Origin of the sequence: Robiginitalea myxolifaciens (assembly GCF_900115205.1) — a bacterium.
GTDB lineage: Bacteria > Bacteroidota > Bacteroidia > Flavobacteriales > Flavobacteriaceae > Robiginitalea > Robiginitalea myxolifaciens.
Genome location: NZ_FOYQ01000001.1, coordinates 1,633,167 through 1,648,001, shown reverse-complemented (window position 1 = coordinate 1,648,001; position 14,835 = coordinate 1,633,167). Strand labels below are relative to the sequence as shown.

Sequence of the window (14,835 nt, the reverse complement as noted above, 5' to 3'; positions counted from 1 at the left end):
CAATGACGTCAACCTTTGTTGCAGAGTTTATCGGAACTTTTATCCTTATCCTTTTGGGATGTGGGGTAAACGCAAATGTTACCCTGGAGAAGACTTACGGCCATGGAAGTGGTTGGATTGTGATTACTACAGGATGGGCCTTTGCCGTTTTTTCGGCCGTCGCTATTGCCGGGCCATATAGCGGAGCGCACATCAATCCCGCAGTGAGTATTGGCCTGGCCGCGGCCGGGGAGTTCCCCTGGGCAGAGGTACCCGCCTATGTCCTGGCCCAAGTATTGGGGGCCATGCTCGGCGCGTTCTTTGTCTGGCTTACCCACAGGGACCATTTTAACCAAACCGCAGATCCGGGAGCACAGCTCGGGGTATTCAGCACCGGACCTGCTATTGCCAATCGAGGGCTCAACATATTGAGTGAAGCGATCGGAACCTTTGTCTTGGTATTTACCGTGCTGTATTTTACCGACGCCACCTTAACCGAGCCAGAAACCACTATTGGCCTGGGATCACTCGGGGCTTTACCTGTTGCCCTTTTGGTCTGGGGGATTGGATTATCACTGGGCGGTACAACCGGATATGCGATCAATCCCGCCCGCGACCTCGGTCCGAGGATCATCCATGCGCTGGTCCCCATAAGCGGGAAGGGAGCAAGTGGTTGGGGCTACAGTTGGGTGCCTATAGCAGGACCTGTACTCGGAGCCCTTGTGGCTGCCGGCCTTTATTTGGTCCTGGGGTAATTATTGGGGCTTACTGTTAGGTGGTAAGGGCTTCACTCAGGGATTCGGCCGCGATATAAGCGCCTGTCCATGCCCCCTGGAAATTGAATCCTCCGGTAATGGCGTCGATGTTGAGGACTTCCCCCGCAGCGTAGAGCCCCGGGTGCTTTTTGCTTTCAAAAGTCTTCCCATTAAAATCCCGAAGATCAAGACCTCCTGCGGTGACAAACTCCTCCTTGAAGGTACTCTTCCCCCGAACTTCGAAAGTAGCCGCCGTCAGCTGGTTGGCCAACTCCCGAATCGCAGCTTTCGATAGTTCGCCCCATCGCTTATTCAGGGAAATCCCTGCACCTTCCACCAGGGCTTGCCAAAGCCGTTGTGGCAGCTCAATGGGTCGCGTTCGGCTCAGACTTTTTGCCGGATCGCTCAGACGTACTTCCTCCAAGAGCTGAGGCACGCTCCCCGGATGATAATCGGGTATCCAATTAATACGCACTTGAAATCGATACCCCAGTTCACTCAGGTATCGGGCAGCCCATGCCGACAGCCGCAAGACCGGAGGGCCACTGATTCCCCAATGGGTAATGAGCAGGGGGCCTGTTTCTATCAGGCTCCCGGAACGTTTAAGCGAACGCAGATGAAGCGAAGGTTTCGCCGGTTTCGGAAATTCAGGAGGAAGTAATTCTACCTGGGCCGGAACGCTTATCCCCTGCAACCCATCCAATCGGGCGTCATCGATATTGAAGGTAAATAGCGAAGGTACCGGAGACACTATCCGGTAACCGAATTTACCCATTACCCGCCAAATCGTGGGGCTACTTCCACATGCGAGTAAGAGGGTCCTGCTGCGGAAAGATGTCGTTTTGGTAAATACTTCGTAGGTGGATTGCGCCTTGGGATCTTGGGGGTCATGTTCATGCATCGCCAGATCCGTAACCCCAGCGGAAGTCCGGACTTCAATGCCCAATTTCCCAGCCTCTTTTTCAAGGGCTCCCGCAATTTCTTCGGAGGAGTCGCTAACCGGAAAAACACGGCCATCATCCTCCGTCTTTAAGCGAACCCCGAGCTCCTCAAAAAAGTGAATTACCTCCGAGCTCGCGTGCCTGTGAAAAGGACCGATCAAGGCTTTTTGACCCCTGGGATAATTCGCGGAAAGCGCTGCGGGTTCTAACGGCCTGTGGGTAACATTGCACCGGCCGCCACCTGAGATCAGGACCTTAGACAAACACTGCCGCGATTTTTCCAAGATTAAAATACGCGCGCCTTTTGCTCTGCGCGCAACATGAATTGCTCCGTAAAAGCCAGCTGCTCCCCCGCCAATAACTATCAGATCGTATCGGTCGGTATCCGGCATCAGCGCATGCGGTCCGGGTAGTCAGAAAACACGCCGTCCACACCCATTTCTTTAAGACTGGCAAAGAGTTCCGGATCGTTGACGGTCCAGACATATACTTTAAACCCGGCGTCGTGAACCGCTTGAACACGTTCGGCTGTTACGGTAGCTACAGAAGGATTGATGGCCTCTGCGCCCAATTCCCTGGCAACGCCTATGGCATCCTCGGGATTTCCTTCTGTAAGGACGGCAATCCGGGCTTCCGGATCCAATGTGCGGAATTCCCGGAGTTCATCCCAATTGAAACTGGAGATCAGGAATTGATCGGCCGACCATCCCCGTTCCTTTATGTAGTAATCGGTAATGAAATTGACCCGGTCCGAAGTATTCGCTCCTTTCAATTCGATATTGAGAGGCACCTGGGCGTTTACCGTTTTCAATACGTCCTGCAAAATCGGGATCCCGTGGCCGCCATCCAGGACCAGGGCTCGCATATCGAACATATTGTAATCTTCGATACGTCCGGCTCCGTTGGCCAAACGATCCACGCGTTCGTCGTGGAAGACCGCGATCTCCCCACTGGAAATTCGGAAAACATCGATCTCTATCATATCGACCCCCAGTTCCATGGCCTTTTCAATGGAGGCTATGGTATTTTCGGTTTCATATCCCATGGCCCCGCGATGTCCAATAATTAATGGAGATTTCGATGGGGTACAGGCAGTCATAAGCAATAGTAATAAAACACTCCAGAAATACTTCATCGGTCAATTTTTAAAGCGCCTAAAAATACGAAGTCGCGGATATTCCGGGAAAGTGCTGCTGGAAATATTTCGGCCTAATCTGAGCAGCGGATCGCTAAGTTTGCTATATTGTACTCATTATTAACCAATTAACCAAGCAAAATGTTTTCAAAACAAAATCTTTTAGCTACGTTGGCGGCGACGCTGACGATGTTTATTCTGGGGTACCTGATTTGGGGTATGGCCACTGCAGACTTCTTTGAACAGCATTCTCTGGCGGACGTGATGAAAAGCGATGAGGATATGAACCTCGGGATGATTTTCCTGGGTAATCTCATTGGTGCCTTTGCGATGAGCTCGCTTTACGGTAAGTGGGCGCGCGGACATCACAGTGCAGGTCAGGGATTTCAGTTTGGCGCCTGGATTGGATTATTTGTAGGTGTTGGAATGGGGCTCGTCTGGATGGGTACCTCCAACATGATGGACACCACAGGGCACGTTGTGGAGGCAGTGATCGATATTGTCTACTACGGCTTGATCGGATTGGTTATTGCCCTGGTCTACAAGGCTACAGCTTCAAAAGAAGCGGCTTGATTTCGTTTTAAAGCTTATGAGAAAGGCCGGGTAACCCCGGCCTTTTTTATTGCGCTTTGGGAGTTGATTTCCTTCCCTATTCTAACTTCAGTATCAGCGATTCCAGCGGCCCAACCCGGATGGGAACCCGAGCCTGGCCATTCGCAATCGCAAGCTCCGGATTTTGCTGCCCGTACAATTGTTCTTTTAACGGGTAATGCCCCGGATCCAGTTTCCAGGCCTCTATAATCTCAGGGGGAAGCTGCAGGGAAAGTTCATAAGATCTGTCGGCATCAAAATTGCTAACGATAATTAGTTTTTCCTGATCACTCCAACGGACAAATGAATAAATGCGGTGATCATATCCTGGAGTATTGTCCTTGTTGAAATAATGGATGTCCCTGTAGTCGCCCATAAGGGCCGGAGAACTGATGGTGAAATTCAGCAGCCTGCTGTAAAAATCACGCAGTTCCTTTTCTTCCGGGCTCAACATCCCCCCGTCAAAGGCTCCGTTATTCATCCAGCGTTGGTGGTGGGGCACCCCGATATAATCGAAAATTGAGGTGCGCGTGGGCGAGCCAAATCCGGCGTTCTCTGCCCCAGGTTCTCCTACTTCCTGCCCGAAATAAATCATGGTGGGCGAGGTACTGAGCGTGGCCGAAACGACCATGGCTGGTTTCCCTTTCTCAGCGCTTCCGGCAAAATCCGGAGAAGGCAGGCGTTGCTCGTCGTGATTCTCCAGGAAATGGAGCATATGATGTTCGATATCCATTAGCCCGTTCTGAACTACCGGGATATGGTCTGTCCAGCCGTACCCCTTAATGATATGTTTCAGGCTGTCGTATAATTCGACCTTATCGTAGAGATAATCCATCTTTCCCTTATGGATATAGGTGCGATAGAGTTGCGGATTGTAGACTTCGGCCATTAAAAAGGCATCCTCCCGGACCATTTTGATATGGGCATTGAGATAGCTCCAGAATTCCACCGGCACCATTTCGGCCATATCATAGCGAAATCCATCTACGCCAAGCTCCAGCCAGTAGAGCGCAATGTCCCTGAATTTTTCCCAGCTAGGGGGCACTTCTTTACCCGTCCAGAAGGCATGATGCTCCTTGTAGTCCTTATTGCTGTATTCCTCCGGCAAGCGTTCAAAAGCGTATTCCCCTTCCGGGCTAACGCCGTAATTTACTTTGACCGTTTCGTACCAATCGTTCATGTCTGGCTGCGCCAAACGCGAGCCATTGCCCGTCCATCGGGCCGGTACTTCCCGGTAGCGCCCATCGGCCATGGGATGTTGTTCCCCACCCAGGGGTTGATATCCATCCCGCCATTGGGGAACGCGGAATTCCGCCCCGGGTATGTAGTAGAAATCATTGGTGGGCAAATACGCCTGACTGGTGTCATCATCGGCGCCAAAGGGGCGTTTTCCTTCCGGAGTAGACTTTCCTTCGTAGTTACGCGCTACGTGATTGGGAACGATATCGATGATTACCTGCATTCCGGCTGCATGCGTACGCTCCACCAGTGCTTTGAATTCCTCCAGTCGCTTATCCGGGTCCACAGCGAGGTCCGGATTCACATTGTAGTAATCCTTAACGGCATAAGGCGAACCGGCCCGGCCCTTTACCACATCGGGATCGTCAGGAGCAATCCCATAATCGGAATAGTCTGTAACCAGTGCGTGGTGTGGCACCCCGGTATACCAAATATGGGTAACCCCGAGATCGCGGATGGCCTCCAGGGCTTCCGGCGTAAAATCAGCAAATTTTCCAACCCCATTTTCTTCCAGAGTTCCCCAGGGAGTATTGGTGGTGTTGGTGTTGCCAAACAAGCGGGCAAATACCTGATAGACTACGGCTTTTCGAGCTTCCTTCATTTCAGTCTTTTTTTCGGTTGGGGTGGAATTTTTTGGGGCATCTTCACAACCCATTGTGAAAAGTGCCAGTAATGCGATGAGCTTCAGGTGTTTCATGGTTATCCAGGGTTGCGTCAATGGGTTATTTACTTGTTGTCAGGATATAAGCGCCAGGAGCGTCAAGGTTCAGTTTCCCCGACCACTTCACGGTTTTTTCCCGCAATACTTCCCACAGCTCCCCGGAGACTCCCAATTCTGAAAATCGCTCCAGTTCCAGGGTGTAGGGCGCCTTATTTTTGTTCAGCAGGAGGACCACCGTCTCTTCTTCAAACTTACGGGCCATGAGGTAGACCCCGTCCTGGGGCGAGAAATGCAGCGTGCTGCCCGACTTCAAAGCCCAACTTCCCTTCCTGTACTGAAGCAAGCGGCGCATGCGCAGTTGCATGGTTTTCTGCGCAGGCGACAGCCCTTTCCCGGTAAAGGCATTAACCGGGGAATCGGCCCATCCTCCCGGGAATTCCGTACGGATCAGGCCATGATCGCCCGGTTTGGCCGAATTTTCCATGAGGATTTCCGTCCCGTAATAAACCTGGGGGGTCCTTGGGGCGGTCAGCACAAAAGCCATGGCCATCTCGGCGCGTTGCGGGGATTCTTTTACCTGGGTAAACAGGCGATCCATATCGTGGTTATCCGCAAAAACCAGCAAATCCTCTGGTCTGGGATAATTAAAGTCATTCGCCAACGACTGGTAGAGGACATTGAGGCCAGCATCCCAGCCTTCCTCCTGATTCAGGGCGCTTACCAAATCCTGCTGCAGCGGAAAATCCATAGTACTGCGCAGCCAGGACTGGTACCCGTCCCTGTTGGCCATTCCATGTTGCCAATAAGCGACCAATAGGGGATTATAGCTCCATTCTTCTCCAACAATATTGAAGTTGGGATACTCTTCCATGATAGCGCGGGCCCATTCTGCCATGAAGTCCTTATCGGGATAGGGGTAGGTATCCTGGCGTATTCCCCCGAGGTTCAGGGTTTCGACCCACCAAATACTGTTTTGGATCAGGTATCGCGCCAGGAAAGGATTGTCCTGGTTCAGATCCGGCATTGAGGGAACAAACCAACCGGCATTCATCAGTTCCCGGTCCGCCTCCGAAGCATAGGCATCCTGATTCACGGTACGCTGGTGGTTGGTGACGGTATAAGGCTGGCCTTGTTGCCATTCTTTTTGGTAATGGATCCAGTCGGTAAAGGGCAAATCCTCCATCCACCAGTGGTATAAACCGCAGTGGTTGGCCACCTGATCCATTATGAGTTTTATCCCCCGGGAGGCCGCCTCCGCACTCAGCGCTTTGTATTCCTCCAAGGTTCCAAAACGCGGGTCTACTTTATAGAAATCAGTAATTGCATAGCCGTGGTATGAGGATTCTGGCATGTCATTCTCTAGCAGGGGACTGGACCAGAGCGCCGTAAAGCCCATGTCGGCCAAATAATCTAAATGGTCCCTGATCCCTTGAATATCTCCCCCGTGCCGACCGTAATCGTCGGTCCGATCGACTTTTTGCTCCCGCATCCCGGGCCAACGGTCGTTCTCAGGATTTCCATTGGCAAACCGATCCGGCGTAATCAGGTAAATTACATCTGTGGCATCAAAGCCGGTATAGGCGCTGGCCGGACGTTCCCGTTCCTGTAACGGATAACTCAGGTTTTCGCTGCGTCCGTCGGGAAATACAAATCTAAGGGGAAGGGTCCCCGCTGAGGCTTCCGGACCAATAATCAGATCGAGAAAAAGGTAGTTGGGGCTGGTGGCTGTGTGCCAGGCGTCCAGACTTACCCCGGTATAATCCAGGGATGGCGTAGTTCTGCCAATACCTTCCCCAATGACCATCAATTGCAGTTTCGGATTGTTCATTCCGAGCCACCAATCGGGTGGTTCTGCCCGCAACTGGGCATGTAAGGGCGCGGTAGTCATCAGCAGCAATATTGCGGCTATAGTCCCGAAAAGTCCCCGATTCGACACCAAAGCCCCCATCTTCTAGGCATCTGTAGTTTTCCCCGGACTCAGGACAACGCGCTTATCGTTTACACGGATAGACATTTCCTCCTGTGAATCGAGCTCAAAACTGCTTCCACTGGCCGAGACTTTGACTTTGAGGATGCGATTACGGAAATTGATCTTAAAGGAAAAGGATTTCCACTGTTCCGGGATCTGCGGTCTGAAACTGAGTTTGTCTTCCCGGATTCGCATGCCGCCAAATCCTTCCACAATACTCATCCAGGTCCCTGCCATGGAAGTGATATGCAAGCCTTCATGCACCTCCTTATTGTAATCGTCAAGATCCAGTCGAGAGGTCCTCAGGTAAAATGTGTATGCCTGCTCCATCCGGCCTAAGCGTGCTGCCTGAATCGCGTGCACGCAGGGGGAAAGGGAGGATTCATGTACTGTAAAGGGCTCGTAAAAATCGAAATGCCGCTCCAGCTGATCCACTGTGAAATGGTCTTCAAAGAAATAGAAGCCCTGCAGGGTATCGGCCTGCTTGATATAAGGGGAACGCAGGATACGGTCCCAACTCCATTTCTGGTTGATGGGGCGCTCACTGCGACTCAATTTGTCGACCGTGACCAGCTCCTTGTCCAAAAAGCCATCCTGTTGCAGATAGATATTGTGTTCCTCGGATCGCGGGAAATACATATTGTCGGCCACCTTGGCCCACTGTTCTGTTTCCCGGTCGGTCAGTTTGGTATGCCCGACAATCCGGGTGTAGTCTTCCGGGTACCCTTCCTCAACCTTATCGAGCTGCTCCAGGGTCCATTGGATACACCAACGAGCCATGTAGTTGGTGTACCAGTTGTTGTTGACATTATTCTCGTATTCGTTTGGTCCGGTAACCCCGAGGATCACATATTTATCCTTGTGCTCCGAGAAGGTTGCCCGCTGGTGCCAGAATCGCGCAATGCCAATGAGTACCTCCAACCCCATCTCCGGGATGTAGCTATAGTCTCCGGTATACCGGTAATAATTGTATATCGCGAAGGCAATGGCCCCATTACGGTGGATTTCCTCAAAGGTGATTTCCCATTCATTGTGGCATTCCTCCCCATTCATCGTAACCATCGGGTAGAGGGCTGCCCCGTCCTTGAAACCGAGTTTCTGCGCATTTTCAATAGCTTTCTCCAAATGGTTATACCGGTACTTCAGCAGGTTACGCGCCACGTGCTGGTCCTTGGTAGCCATGTAAAAAGGAATACAATAGGCCTCGGTATCCCAGTATGTACTTCCGCCATATTTCTCTCCGGTAAATCCTTTGGGTCCGATATTCAGTCGGGAATCCCGCCCGGTATAGGTCTGGTTCAGGTGGAAGATATTAAAACGGATCCCTTGTTGCGCCTTTACGTCTCCTTCAATGGTAATGTCACTCATCTCCCACACGGCCGCCCAGGCCTGGCGCTGATCCTCCAATAGCTGCTCGAATCCGGCTCCGGTAGCCAGATCCATAACCGCATCGGCCGCCTCCGTTAGCTTGTCCTTGTCGTGATTGGTGCCTACGGTGTATCCGCCTATTTTAACCAGGTCAACCGTTTGACCCTCATTTACCTCAAGGTCATAGGCCAGGCCAATACGCTTTTGGCCAATCACCTCCTGAGGTTTAAGCTCCAGATCTTTTCCGTCGGATTCCAGTCGGGCATCCATAAAGGTACAGGTGTGAAAACGCGTCTTTAAGGTATGCGCTTCAATGTAGGCCCGGTTCCCACTGGAACGCACGGAAGTCGTTTCCCAGAAAGGGTCGTCCCAATTCGTATCTTCATTGGTAATCCCGCTATCGAGATAGGGTTCGAACCTCAGATTTGCTTTTCGGTTTAAAGGGGTAACACTGTATTTAATAGCTCCGGCCTCGTCCCACTTCATGGAGAGGAAGCGCACGGCTTTGATTTGCAATTTCAGGTCATTGGAAAAAGTGACCTCGAAACTCCTGCTGTACCAGCCCTCCTTCATATTGAGCTCCCGGCGGAAATTGGCAACTGCCTTAGCGGTATTCAGGTCAAGCACCTGTCCGTCTGCAGATACATCAATGCCAATCCAGTTGGGGGCATTCAGGACCTTGGCAAAATACTCGGGGTAACCGTTCTTCCACCAGCCCACCCGGGTCTTATCCGGGTAATACACGCCGCCGATATAGCTCCCCTGGAAGGTAGATCCGCTATACGACTCTTCAAAATTGGCGCGTTGTCCCATAGCGCCATTACCCATGCTGAAAAGACTCTCCGACGATTTAACGCGCTCGGGCTGAAATCCTTCTTCGATAAGGGACCAGGGGTCCGCAATAATATAATCCTGATTCATTTGGTGTTTCGCTTAAGTTAATGGTCGAGCAAGGACTCGATAAATGCTGTACTGATTTCTGTAAAATCCCGGAATACGTGTCGGGCATCTGTGAGTGTTTCCGGCTCTCCAATACCAATACTCAACATATTTGCCCGGTTCGCTGCCTCAATCCCAGCCAGGGCATCCTCAAAAACTACACAGGCATCCGGATCAGTTCCCAGGCGCTCGGCAGCGATGAGAAATACCTGCGGGTCCGGTTTGGCCGCGGTGACTTGCGTACCATCTACAATGGTCTGGAAATACTCCGTTAGATTCACCTTCTTTAAAATAGCCCGGGCATTCTTGCTGGCCGACCCCAAAGCCATTGGAATATTTCGCTCCCTGAGATAATTGAGGACCTTGGGGACGTCCGGAAGTATTTCCGATTCGTCCATTTGTTCTATATAACTAAGGTAGTCCTCATTCTTTTCGACCAGCAGGCGATCAAATTCGGATTGAGGAAGGCTTATATTCCCCATCTCCAATAGTATTTCCAGGCAGCGTTTGCGGCTAACCCCCTTGAAATGTTCATTGTCTTCTTCGGTAAATGGAACCCCCAGCTCGTCGGCCAGATTTTTCCAGGCCAGGTAGTGATACTTAGCGGTATCGACTATCACGCCATCCAGGTCAAAAATAAATCCGTTCATAAGGGAGCTAAATATAGCTTAGTTTTTGGAAGGAGCCAATTGCGTCGATTCCCTTTCGATAAGGGAAACAGGGATGATACATGTGCGATAAGGCGGAAGCTCCTGCTCCAGGTCATCCTCTTCTTCCACCCTGTCAATTAGTAATTCTGCCGCAACCCGTCCCATTTCCTCTCCGTGCTGGGCTATTGCAGTAAGTCCGGGATTGGCATATTTCGAAAGCAACCCATCGGTAAAACCGATAAAAGAGATCTCCCCGGGAATATCCCGTTGGAGTTCCTGAGCGATTCGCATAGCGCGGATGGCAAAAATTTCATTCACGCACAACACTGCATCGAATTCCTGGCTTTCAAAAAATGCTGCACTTAATGTTTCTTCTTCGAACTGGTGGGGTAAGCGGATGATCAAATTATCGTCCACCCCCAAGCCGCTTTTTTCAAGAGCTCTTCGATACCCGGCCTCCCGTTTAGCGCTTACATTGAGAAAAGACTCCGTAGTAAATAGTGCAATTCGCTTTTTACCAGAATCTATTAATCGCTGGGTCGCCATTTGCGCAGCCGCCTGGTCGTCAATGATAACCTTGTCGCAGGCAACCTCGGAAGTAACTCGGTCAAAAAGGACGAGTGGGATCCCTTGCTCCCCAAGTTCCTTGAGGTGGTTAAAATCCTGCTTCTGCTGCGTCTCGGCCGAGAGCGCCATAATGAAGCCGTCGATACTTCCATTCGCAAGCAATTCCATATTGACCACTTCCTTATCAAAGGATTCGTCAGAGACACATACAATTACATTATACCCCCGATCATTGGCATAATGCTCTATGCCCCGGAATACAGTAGTAAAGAAATGATGGACGATATCGGGAATGATTACGCCGATATTTCGGGTGCGCTTGTTTTTAAGGCTTATCGCAATGTTGTTGGGTTTATAATTGTATAGCCTCGCAAAAGCCTGAACCTTCTCGCGCGTATCCTTACTGATTTCCGGGCTGTTCTTAAGCGCCTTGGAAACGGTAGAGATACTTACGTCGAGTTCTCTCGCAATGTGTTTAAGGGTGATTTTGCGTTTCACGCCACTGGATTAATAAGTCCCTTTTTGAGCTATCTCAATATTGAAATACCCAACAGTTTTGGAAGTTACGACTTTATGAGATCAGGAAAAAGGGTTATTTCTTTTAGGATATTATCCCAGGGAATACGCTGGCTGCGAGAATTTAATAAATTGTTAAGAGAATAAAAAAATACTATATTTGTTCGCAAATCAACAAAATAGACCACTCCACATTACGAATACCAAATTTTAGCCCGCGATAAAAAATCGGCATACTCAAAAACGCAAAGTTATTAACACGAAAACGTTTTCGTGATCTCCCACGCCTTTAAAACTGGGAGATTAACATTTTTTTTACATACTTTGACCCCTTGAATTAAACTTGAATTAAATTAACTAAACTCAAAATCCACTATCTATGAAGATTACGCTACTGAAAAGCTTGTTGCTGACCGGAGCATTTTTATGCTTTGGATTGGCTCAGGCCCAAGAAGTATCTGGAACGGTTTCGGATGCGACCGGCCCGCTCCCAGGAGCGAGTGTCGTTGTTAAAGGAACAACGACGGGTACGCAAACCGATTTCGACGGTAATTATACCCTTGACGGGGTTGCCGAAGATGCTACGCTGGTGATCAGCTACATCGGTTATGCCACCCAGGAAGTTGCCGTAAACGGACAGTCTACTATTAATGTAACCCTGAGCGAGGATGCTACGGCACTCGATGAAGTGGTTATCATTGGATATGGACAGACTACGGTAAAAGATGCAACAGGTTCGGTAACGGCCGTTACTGCGGAGGACTTTAACGGAGGTGTCATCACTTCCCCTGAACAATTGATTCAGGGTAAAGCTGCGGGTGTTAACATCCAGCAGGTGAGTGGTGAACCAGGTGCTGGAATCCAGATTAACATTCGTGGTTCCAACTCTGTTCGTGGTAATAACAATCCGCTCTTCGTTGTTGACGGAGTGCCACTTTTCGGTCAGGGTACCGATGCATCCGGTGATACCGGACAAGGTGGTAGTGAAACGGGTAACCCACTGAACTTCCTTAACCCGAATGATATTGAAAGTATCAGTATCCTGAAAGACGCCTCTGCAACCGCAATCTACGGTTCCCGAGGATCTAACGGGGTAGTGATCATTACCACTAAAAGTGGTCGTACCGCCAGCGGAGGAACTATTGAATGGTCTTCTAACCTCAGTATTTCCACTCCGGTACGTCAATTTGACCTGTTAGACAGAAATCAATTCCTGCAGGCTGTAGAAGACTACGGTGGAAATCCCGACAATGTGGATTTTGGTGCTAATACCAACTGGCAGGATGTTATCATGCGAACAGCTGCCTCTTCCAACCACAACATTGCGTATTCCCGCAACTATGGAAGTGGTAACGTTCGCGCTACCTTTGGATATCAAAAGCAATTTGGTGTTGTTGAGAAGTCCGAATTCGAAAGGATTACAGGACGTATCAACCTTAATCAGCGTTTGCTCGACGATAAACTAATCCTCGGACTGCAGGCCTCTGTGAGCCGGGTGAATCGTGAGCAACCACCACTCGCTGCCGGAGCTGGTTTCCGTGGGGATATCTTAGGTGCTGCTTACTCAGCCAACCCAACCTGGCCAGCTAACCCTGGTTTTGACGATGGAGGTGGACTGCTGCAACCAGCTAACTACCTGGCTGAAACGCAGAACCTGACCAACACCAATCGTTTCCTGATCAATGCCTCAGCGGAGTACAAATTAACTCCTGAGTTATCTGCTAAGGTGAATTTGGGTTACGATAAGTCAGAATCTGAAAACACTTCTGTATTGAGTACAAACCTGCAGAACATTCAGATTGCGGAATTCGCCGGATTCGGTACCTATAATACCCGATTCCTTGAAAACAAAACGCTTGAAGCTACCTTAAACTACACCAAGCAATTCGACAATGGCAACCTTACTGCCCTTGCCGGTTATGCTTACCAGGATTTCCGTACCTCCGGGCGCGGGGTTGCTGGACGTGGATTCGGTACTTCAGATCTGAACAAAATGGGTGAAGACCTGCGTTTTACTGCAAACCAGGCAGCCGCTCAATTGGCTGGTTCTTCCTATCAGCAGTATTACTTCGCCGCCAACACTACCGGACTGATCGTAAACCGACTGTTCCCTGATGTAGTTGCCGGAGAGGTTAATCCACTGAATTTCCAACGTAAGGTTATTGCCCTTACTGCGGACACTGGAGATAACACTGACGAACTGCAATCATTCTTCGGACGTGTGGAATATGCCCACGCCGGGAAATACATCTTTACTGCTACCATGCGTGCGGATGGATCTTCCCGATTCGGTCCTGAAAACCAATACGGATACTTCCCATCTGGTGCTTTCGCATGGCAGATTGCTGAAGAGGATTTCGTAGGGGATGCAGTTTCTACCTTAAAACTTCGTCTGAGTGCTGGTATCACTGGTAACCAGGATGGATTAGGATACGGTAACTTCGTTGCCCGTCAGCGTTTTGCCGGTCTGGGTATCGACAACAATAACAACGTTAACCCGAACGGTCTGAGCATCGTTGCAACTGATGTTCCTGACCTGCGCTGGGAGGAAACACTGAACTTCAACGCTGGTTTGGATTTCGGATTCAACCTGGATCGCTTTAATGGTAGTATCGATGTTTACCGCAGCGAAACCACTGACGTTCTGTTACAGACGCCACCTGCTGCACCTTCTACGAACCCATTCCAATTCGGTAACGTAGATGCAAGCATCATCAACCAGGGTATTGAATTGTCCCTGAACTACGATTTCATTCAGACTGAGGATGCAACTTTCGGAGCTTCCTTCAACATTGCATACAACGAGAACGAGATCCAGGATTTCGCCGGTTCTATCAACACAGGTGAAATTGCAGGACCAGGTCTTTCCGGAGCTTTCGCTCAGCGATTCGAAGCCGGACAGTCTATCTTCTCCTGGTACATGGCAGAATTCACCGGATTTGACGGTGATGGAAACCCAACTTACGAGGATGTAGACGGCAATGGAGTTGGTGATCCTGATTCCGATAAGAAGTTTATCGGTGAAGATGCCCTTCCTGATGTAACTACTGGTTTAAACCTGAATTTCTCTTACAAGAACTGGGATGCCAGTGCATTCTTCAACGGACAATTCGGATTCTCAGTGTACAACAACACTGCGAACGCCTTATTCAACGCCGGGCAGATCGTTACCTCTCGTAACGTAACTGTTGCCGCGGCCAATGCAGGTGAAAATGGTGGTGCTTCTACCGCTGTTTCTACCCGTTTTCTTGAAAAAGGTGATTTTGTTCGCTTCCAGAACGCAACCATTGGCTACAATGTGCCTCTGAGTGGTGACGGAACGTTTAAGACACTGCGATTCTCACTTACCGGACAGAATCTGGCGCTGTGGACAGATTACAGCGGTATCGATCCTGAGGTAACCGTACAAACCGGACAACTTGGTTCCGGAGTACCAACTCGTGGAATTGACTGGTCAGCGTTCCCAAATCCTTTAACAGTAACCTTTGGAATTAACGCTTCTTTCTAAAATAAAAATTGTGACTC

Annotated in this window: 10 protein-coding genes; 3 read left to right on the top strand and 7 right to left on the bottom strand. The window is 50.0% G+C overall.

Going from position 1 to position 14,835, the window contains the following annotated elements; genetic code table 11:
- Positions 1-2 precede the first annotated feature (2 nt).
- On the top strand, positions 3-734 hold the full coding sequence (locus tag BM318_RS07235; RefSeq protein WP_092981841.1) for an MIP/aquaporin family protein: 732 nt from the start codon (positions 3-5) through the stop codon (positions 732-734).
- A gap of 16 nt (positions 735-750) precedes the next feature.
- Here BM318_RS07235 and BM318_RS07230 read toward each other — a convergent pair whose 3' ends face one another.
- Positions 751-2,067, bottom strand: a complete 1,317-nt coding sequence (locus tag BM318_RS07230) for a BaiN/RdsA family NAD(P)/FAD-dependent oxidoreductase (RefSeq protein WP_092981840.1) — start codon at positions 2,065-2,067, stop codon at positions 751-753.
- Positions 2,067-2,810, bottom strand: a complete 744-nt coding sequence (locus tag BM318_RS07225; protein WP_092981839.1) for a glycerophosphodiester phosphodiesterase — start codon at positions 2,808-2,810, stop codon at positions 2,067-2,069. The genes BM318_RS07230 and BM318_RS07225 overlap by 1 nt, the downstream gene beginning before the upstream one ends.
- Positions 2,811-2,951: 141 nt before the next feature.
- Here BM318_RS07225 and BM318_RS07220 point away from each other — a divergent pair, with 141 nt between their 5' ends.
- Positions 2,952-3,383: a hypothetical protein gene (locus BM318_RS07220; RefSeq protein WP_092981838.1), complete on the top strand. Its 432-nt coding sequence runs from the start codon at positions 2,952-2,954 to the stop codon at positions 3,381-3,383.
- Positions 3,384-3,459: 76 nt separating this feature from the next.
- On the opposite strand, the gene BM318_RS07215 is transcribed toward BM318_RS07220, so the two are convergent.
- The 5 genes from BM318_RS07215 to BM318_RS07195 form a co-directional block, all read right to left on the bottom strand.
- The gene (locus tag BM318_RS07215; protein ID WP_092981837.1) at positions 3,460-5,337 is read right to left on the bottom strand and encodes an alpha-amylase family glycosyl hydrolase; all 1,878 of its coding nucleotides are present in this window, start codon (positions 5,335-5,337) and stop codon (positions 3,460-3,462) included.
- 25 nt (positions 5,338-5,362) lie between these two features.
- Positions 5,363-7,189 carry a glycoside hydrolase family 13 protein gene (locus tag BM318_RS07210; protein WP_092981836.1) on the bottom strand — a complete coding sequence of 609 codons (1,827 nt, stop codon included), beginning with the start codon at positions 7,187-7,189 and terminating at the stop codon, positions 5,363-5,365.
- Between the two features lie 63 nt (positions 7,190-7,252).
- Positions 7,253-9,559 carry a glycoside hydrolase family 65 protein gene (locus tag BM318_RS07205; protein ID WP_092981835.1) on the bottom strand — a complete coding sequence of 769 codons (2,307 nt, stop codon included), beginning with the start codon at positions 9,557-9,559 and terminating at the stop codon, positions 7,253-7,255.
- Between the two features lie 17 nt (positions 9,560-9,576).
- Entirely contained in the window at positions 9,577-10,227 is a 651-nt protein-coding gene (gene pgmB / locus BM318_RS07200) for a beta-phosphoglucomutase (protein WP_092981834.1), read from the bottom strand.
- A gap of 18 nt (positions 10,228-10,245) precedes the next feature.
- Entirely contained in the window at positions 10,246-11,292 is a 1,047-nt protein-coding gene (locus BM318_RS07195; protein WP_092981833.1) for a LacI family DNA-binding transcriptional regulator, read from the bottom strand.
- Between the two features lie 397 nt (positions 11,293-11,689).
- Between BM318_RS07195 and BM318_RS07190 the strand changes: the two genes are divergently transcribed.
- On the top strand, positions 11,690-14,818 hold the full coding sequence (locus BM318_RS07190; RefSeq protein ID WP_092981832.1) for a SusC/RagA family TonB-linked outer membrane protein: 3,129 nt from the start codon (positions 11,690-11,692) through the stop codon (positions 14,816-14,818).
- The last annotated feature ends 17 nt before the right edge of the window (positions 14,819-14,835 follow it).

Excerpts from the sequence above, each read along its gene's own strand:
- BM318_RS07235 (WP_092981841.1), top strand. The coding sequence starts at position 3 with ATGACGTCAACCTTTGTTGCAGAGTTTATCGGAACTTTTATCCTTATC.
- BM318_RS07230 (WP_092981840.1), bottom strand. The coding sequence starts at position 2,067 with ATGCCGGATACCGACCGATACGATCTGATAGTTATTGGCGGGGGAGCA.
- BM318_RS07225 (WP_092981839.1), bottom strand. The coding sequence starts at position 2,810 with ATGAAGTATTTCTGGAGTGTTTTATTACTATTGCTTATGACTGCCTGT.
- BM318_RS07220 (WP_092981838.1), top strand. The coding sequence starts at position 2,952 with ATGTTTTCAAAACAAAATCTTTTAGCTACGTTGGCGGCGACGCTGACG.
- BM318_RS07215 (WP_092981837.1), bottom strand. The coding sequence starts at position 5,337 with ATGAAACACCTGAAGCTCATCGCATTACTGGCACTTTTCACAATGGGT.
- BM318_RS07210 (WP_092981836.1), bottom strand. The coding sequence starts at position 7,189 with ATGACTACCGCGCCCTTACATGCCCAGTTGCGGGCAGAACCACCCGAT.
- BM318_RS07205 (WP_092981835.1), bottom strand. The coding sequence starts at position 9,559 with ATGAATCAGGATTATATTATTGCGGACCCCTGGTCCCTTATCGAAGAA.
- pgmB (WP_092981834.1), bottom strand. The coding sequence starts at position 10,227 with ATGAACGGATTTATTTTTGACCTGGATGGCGTGATAGTCGATACCGCT.
- BM318_RS07190 (WP_092981832.1), top strand. The coding sequence starts at position 11,690 with ATGAAGATTACGCTACTGAAAAGCTTGTTGCTGACCGGAGCATTTTTA.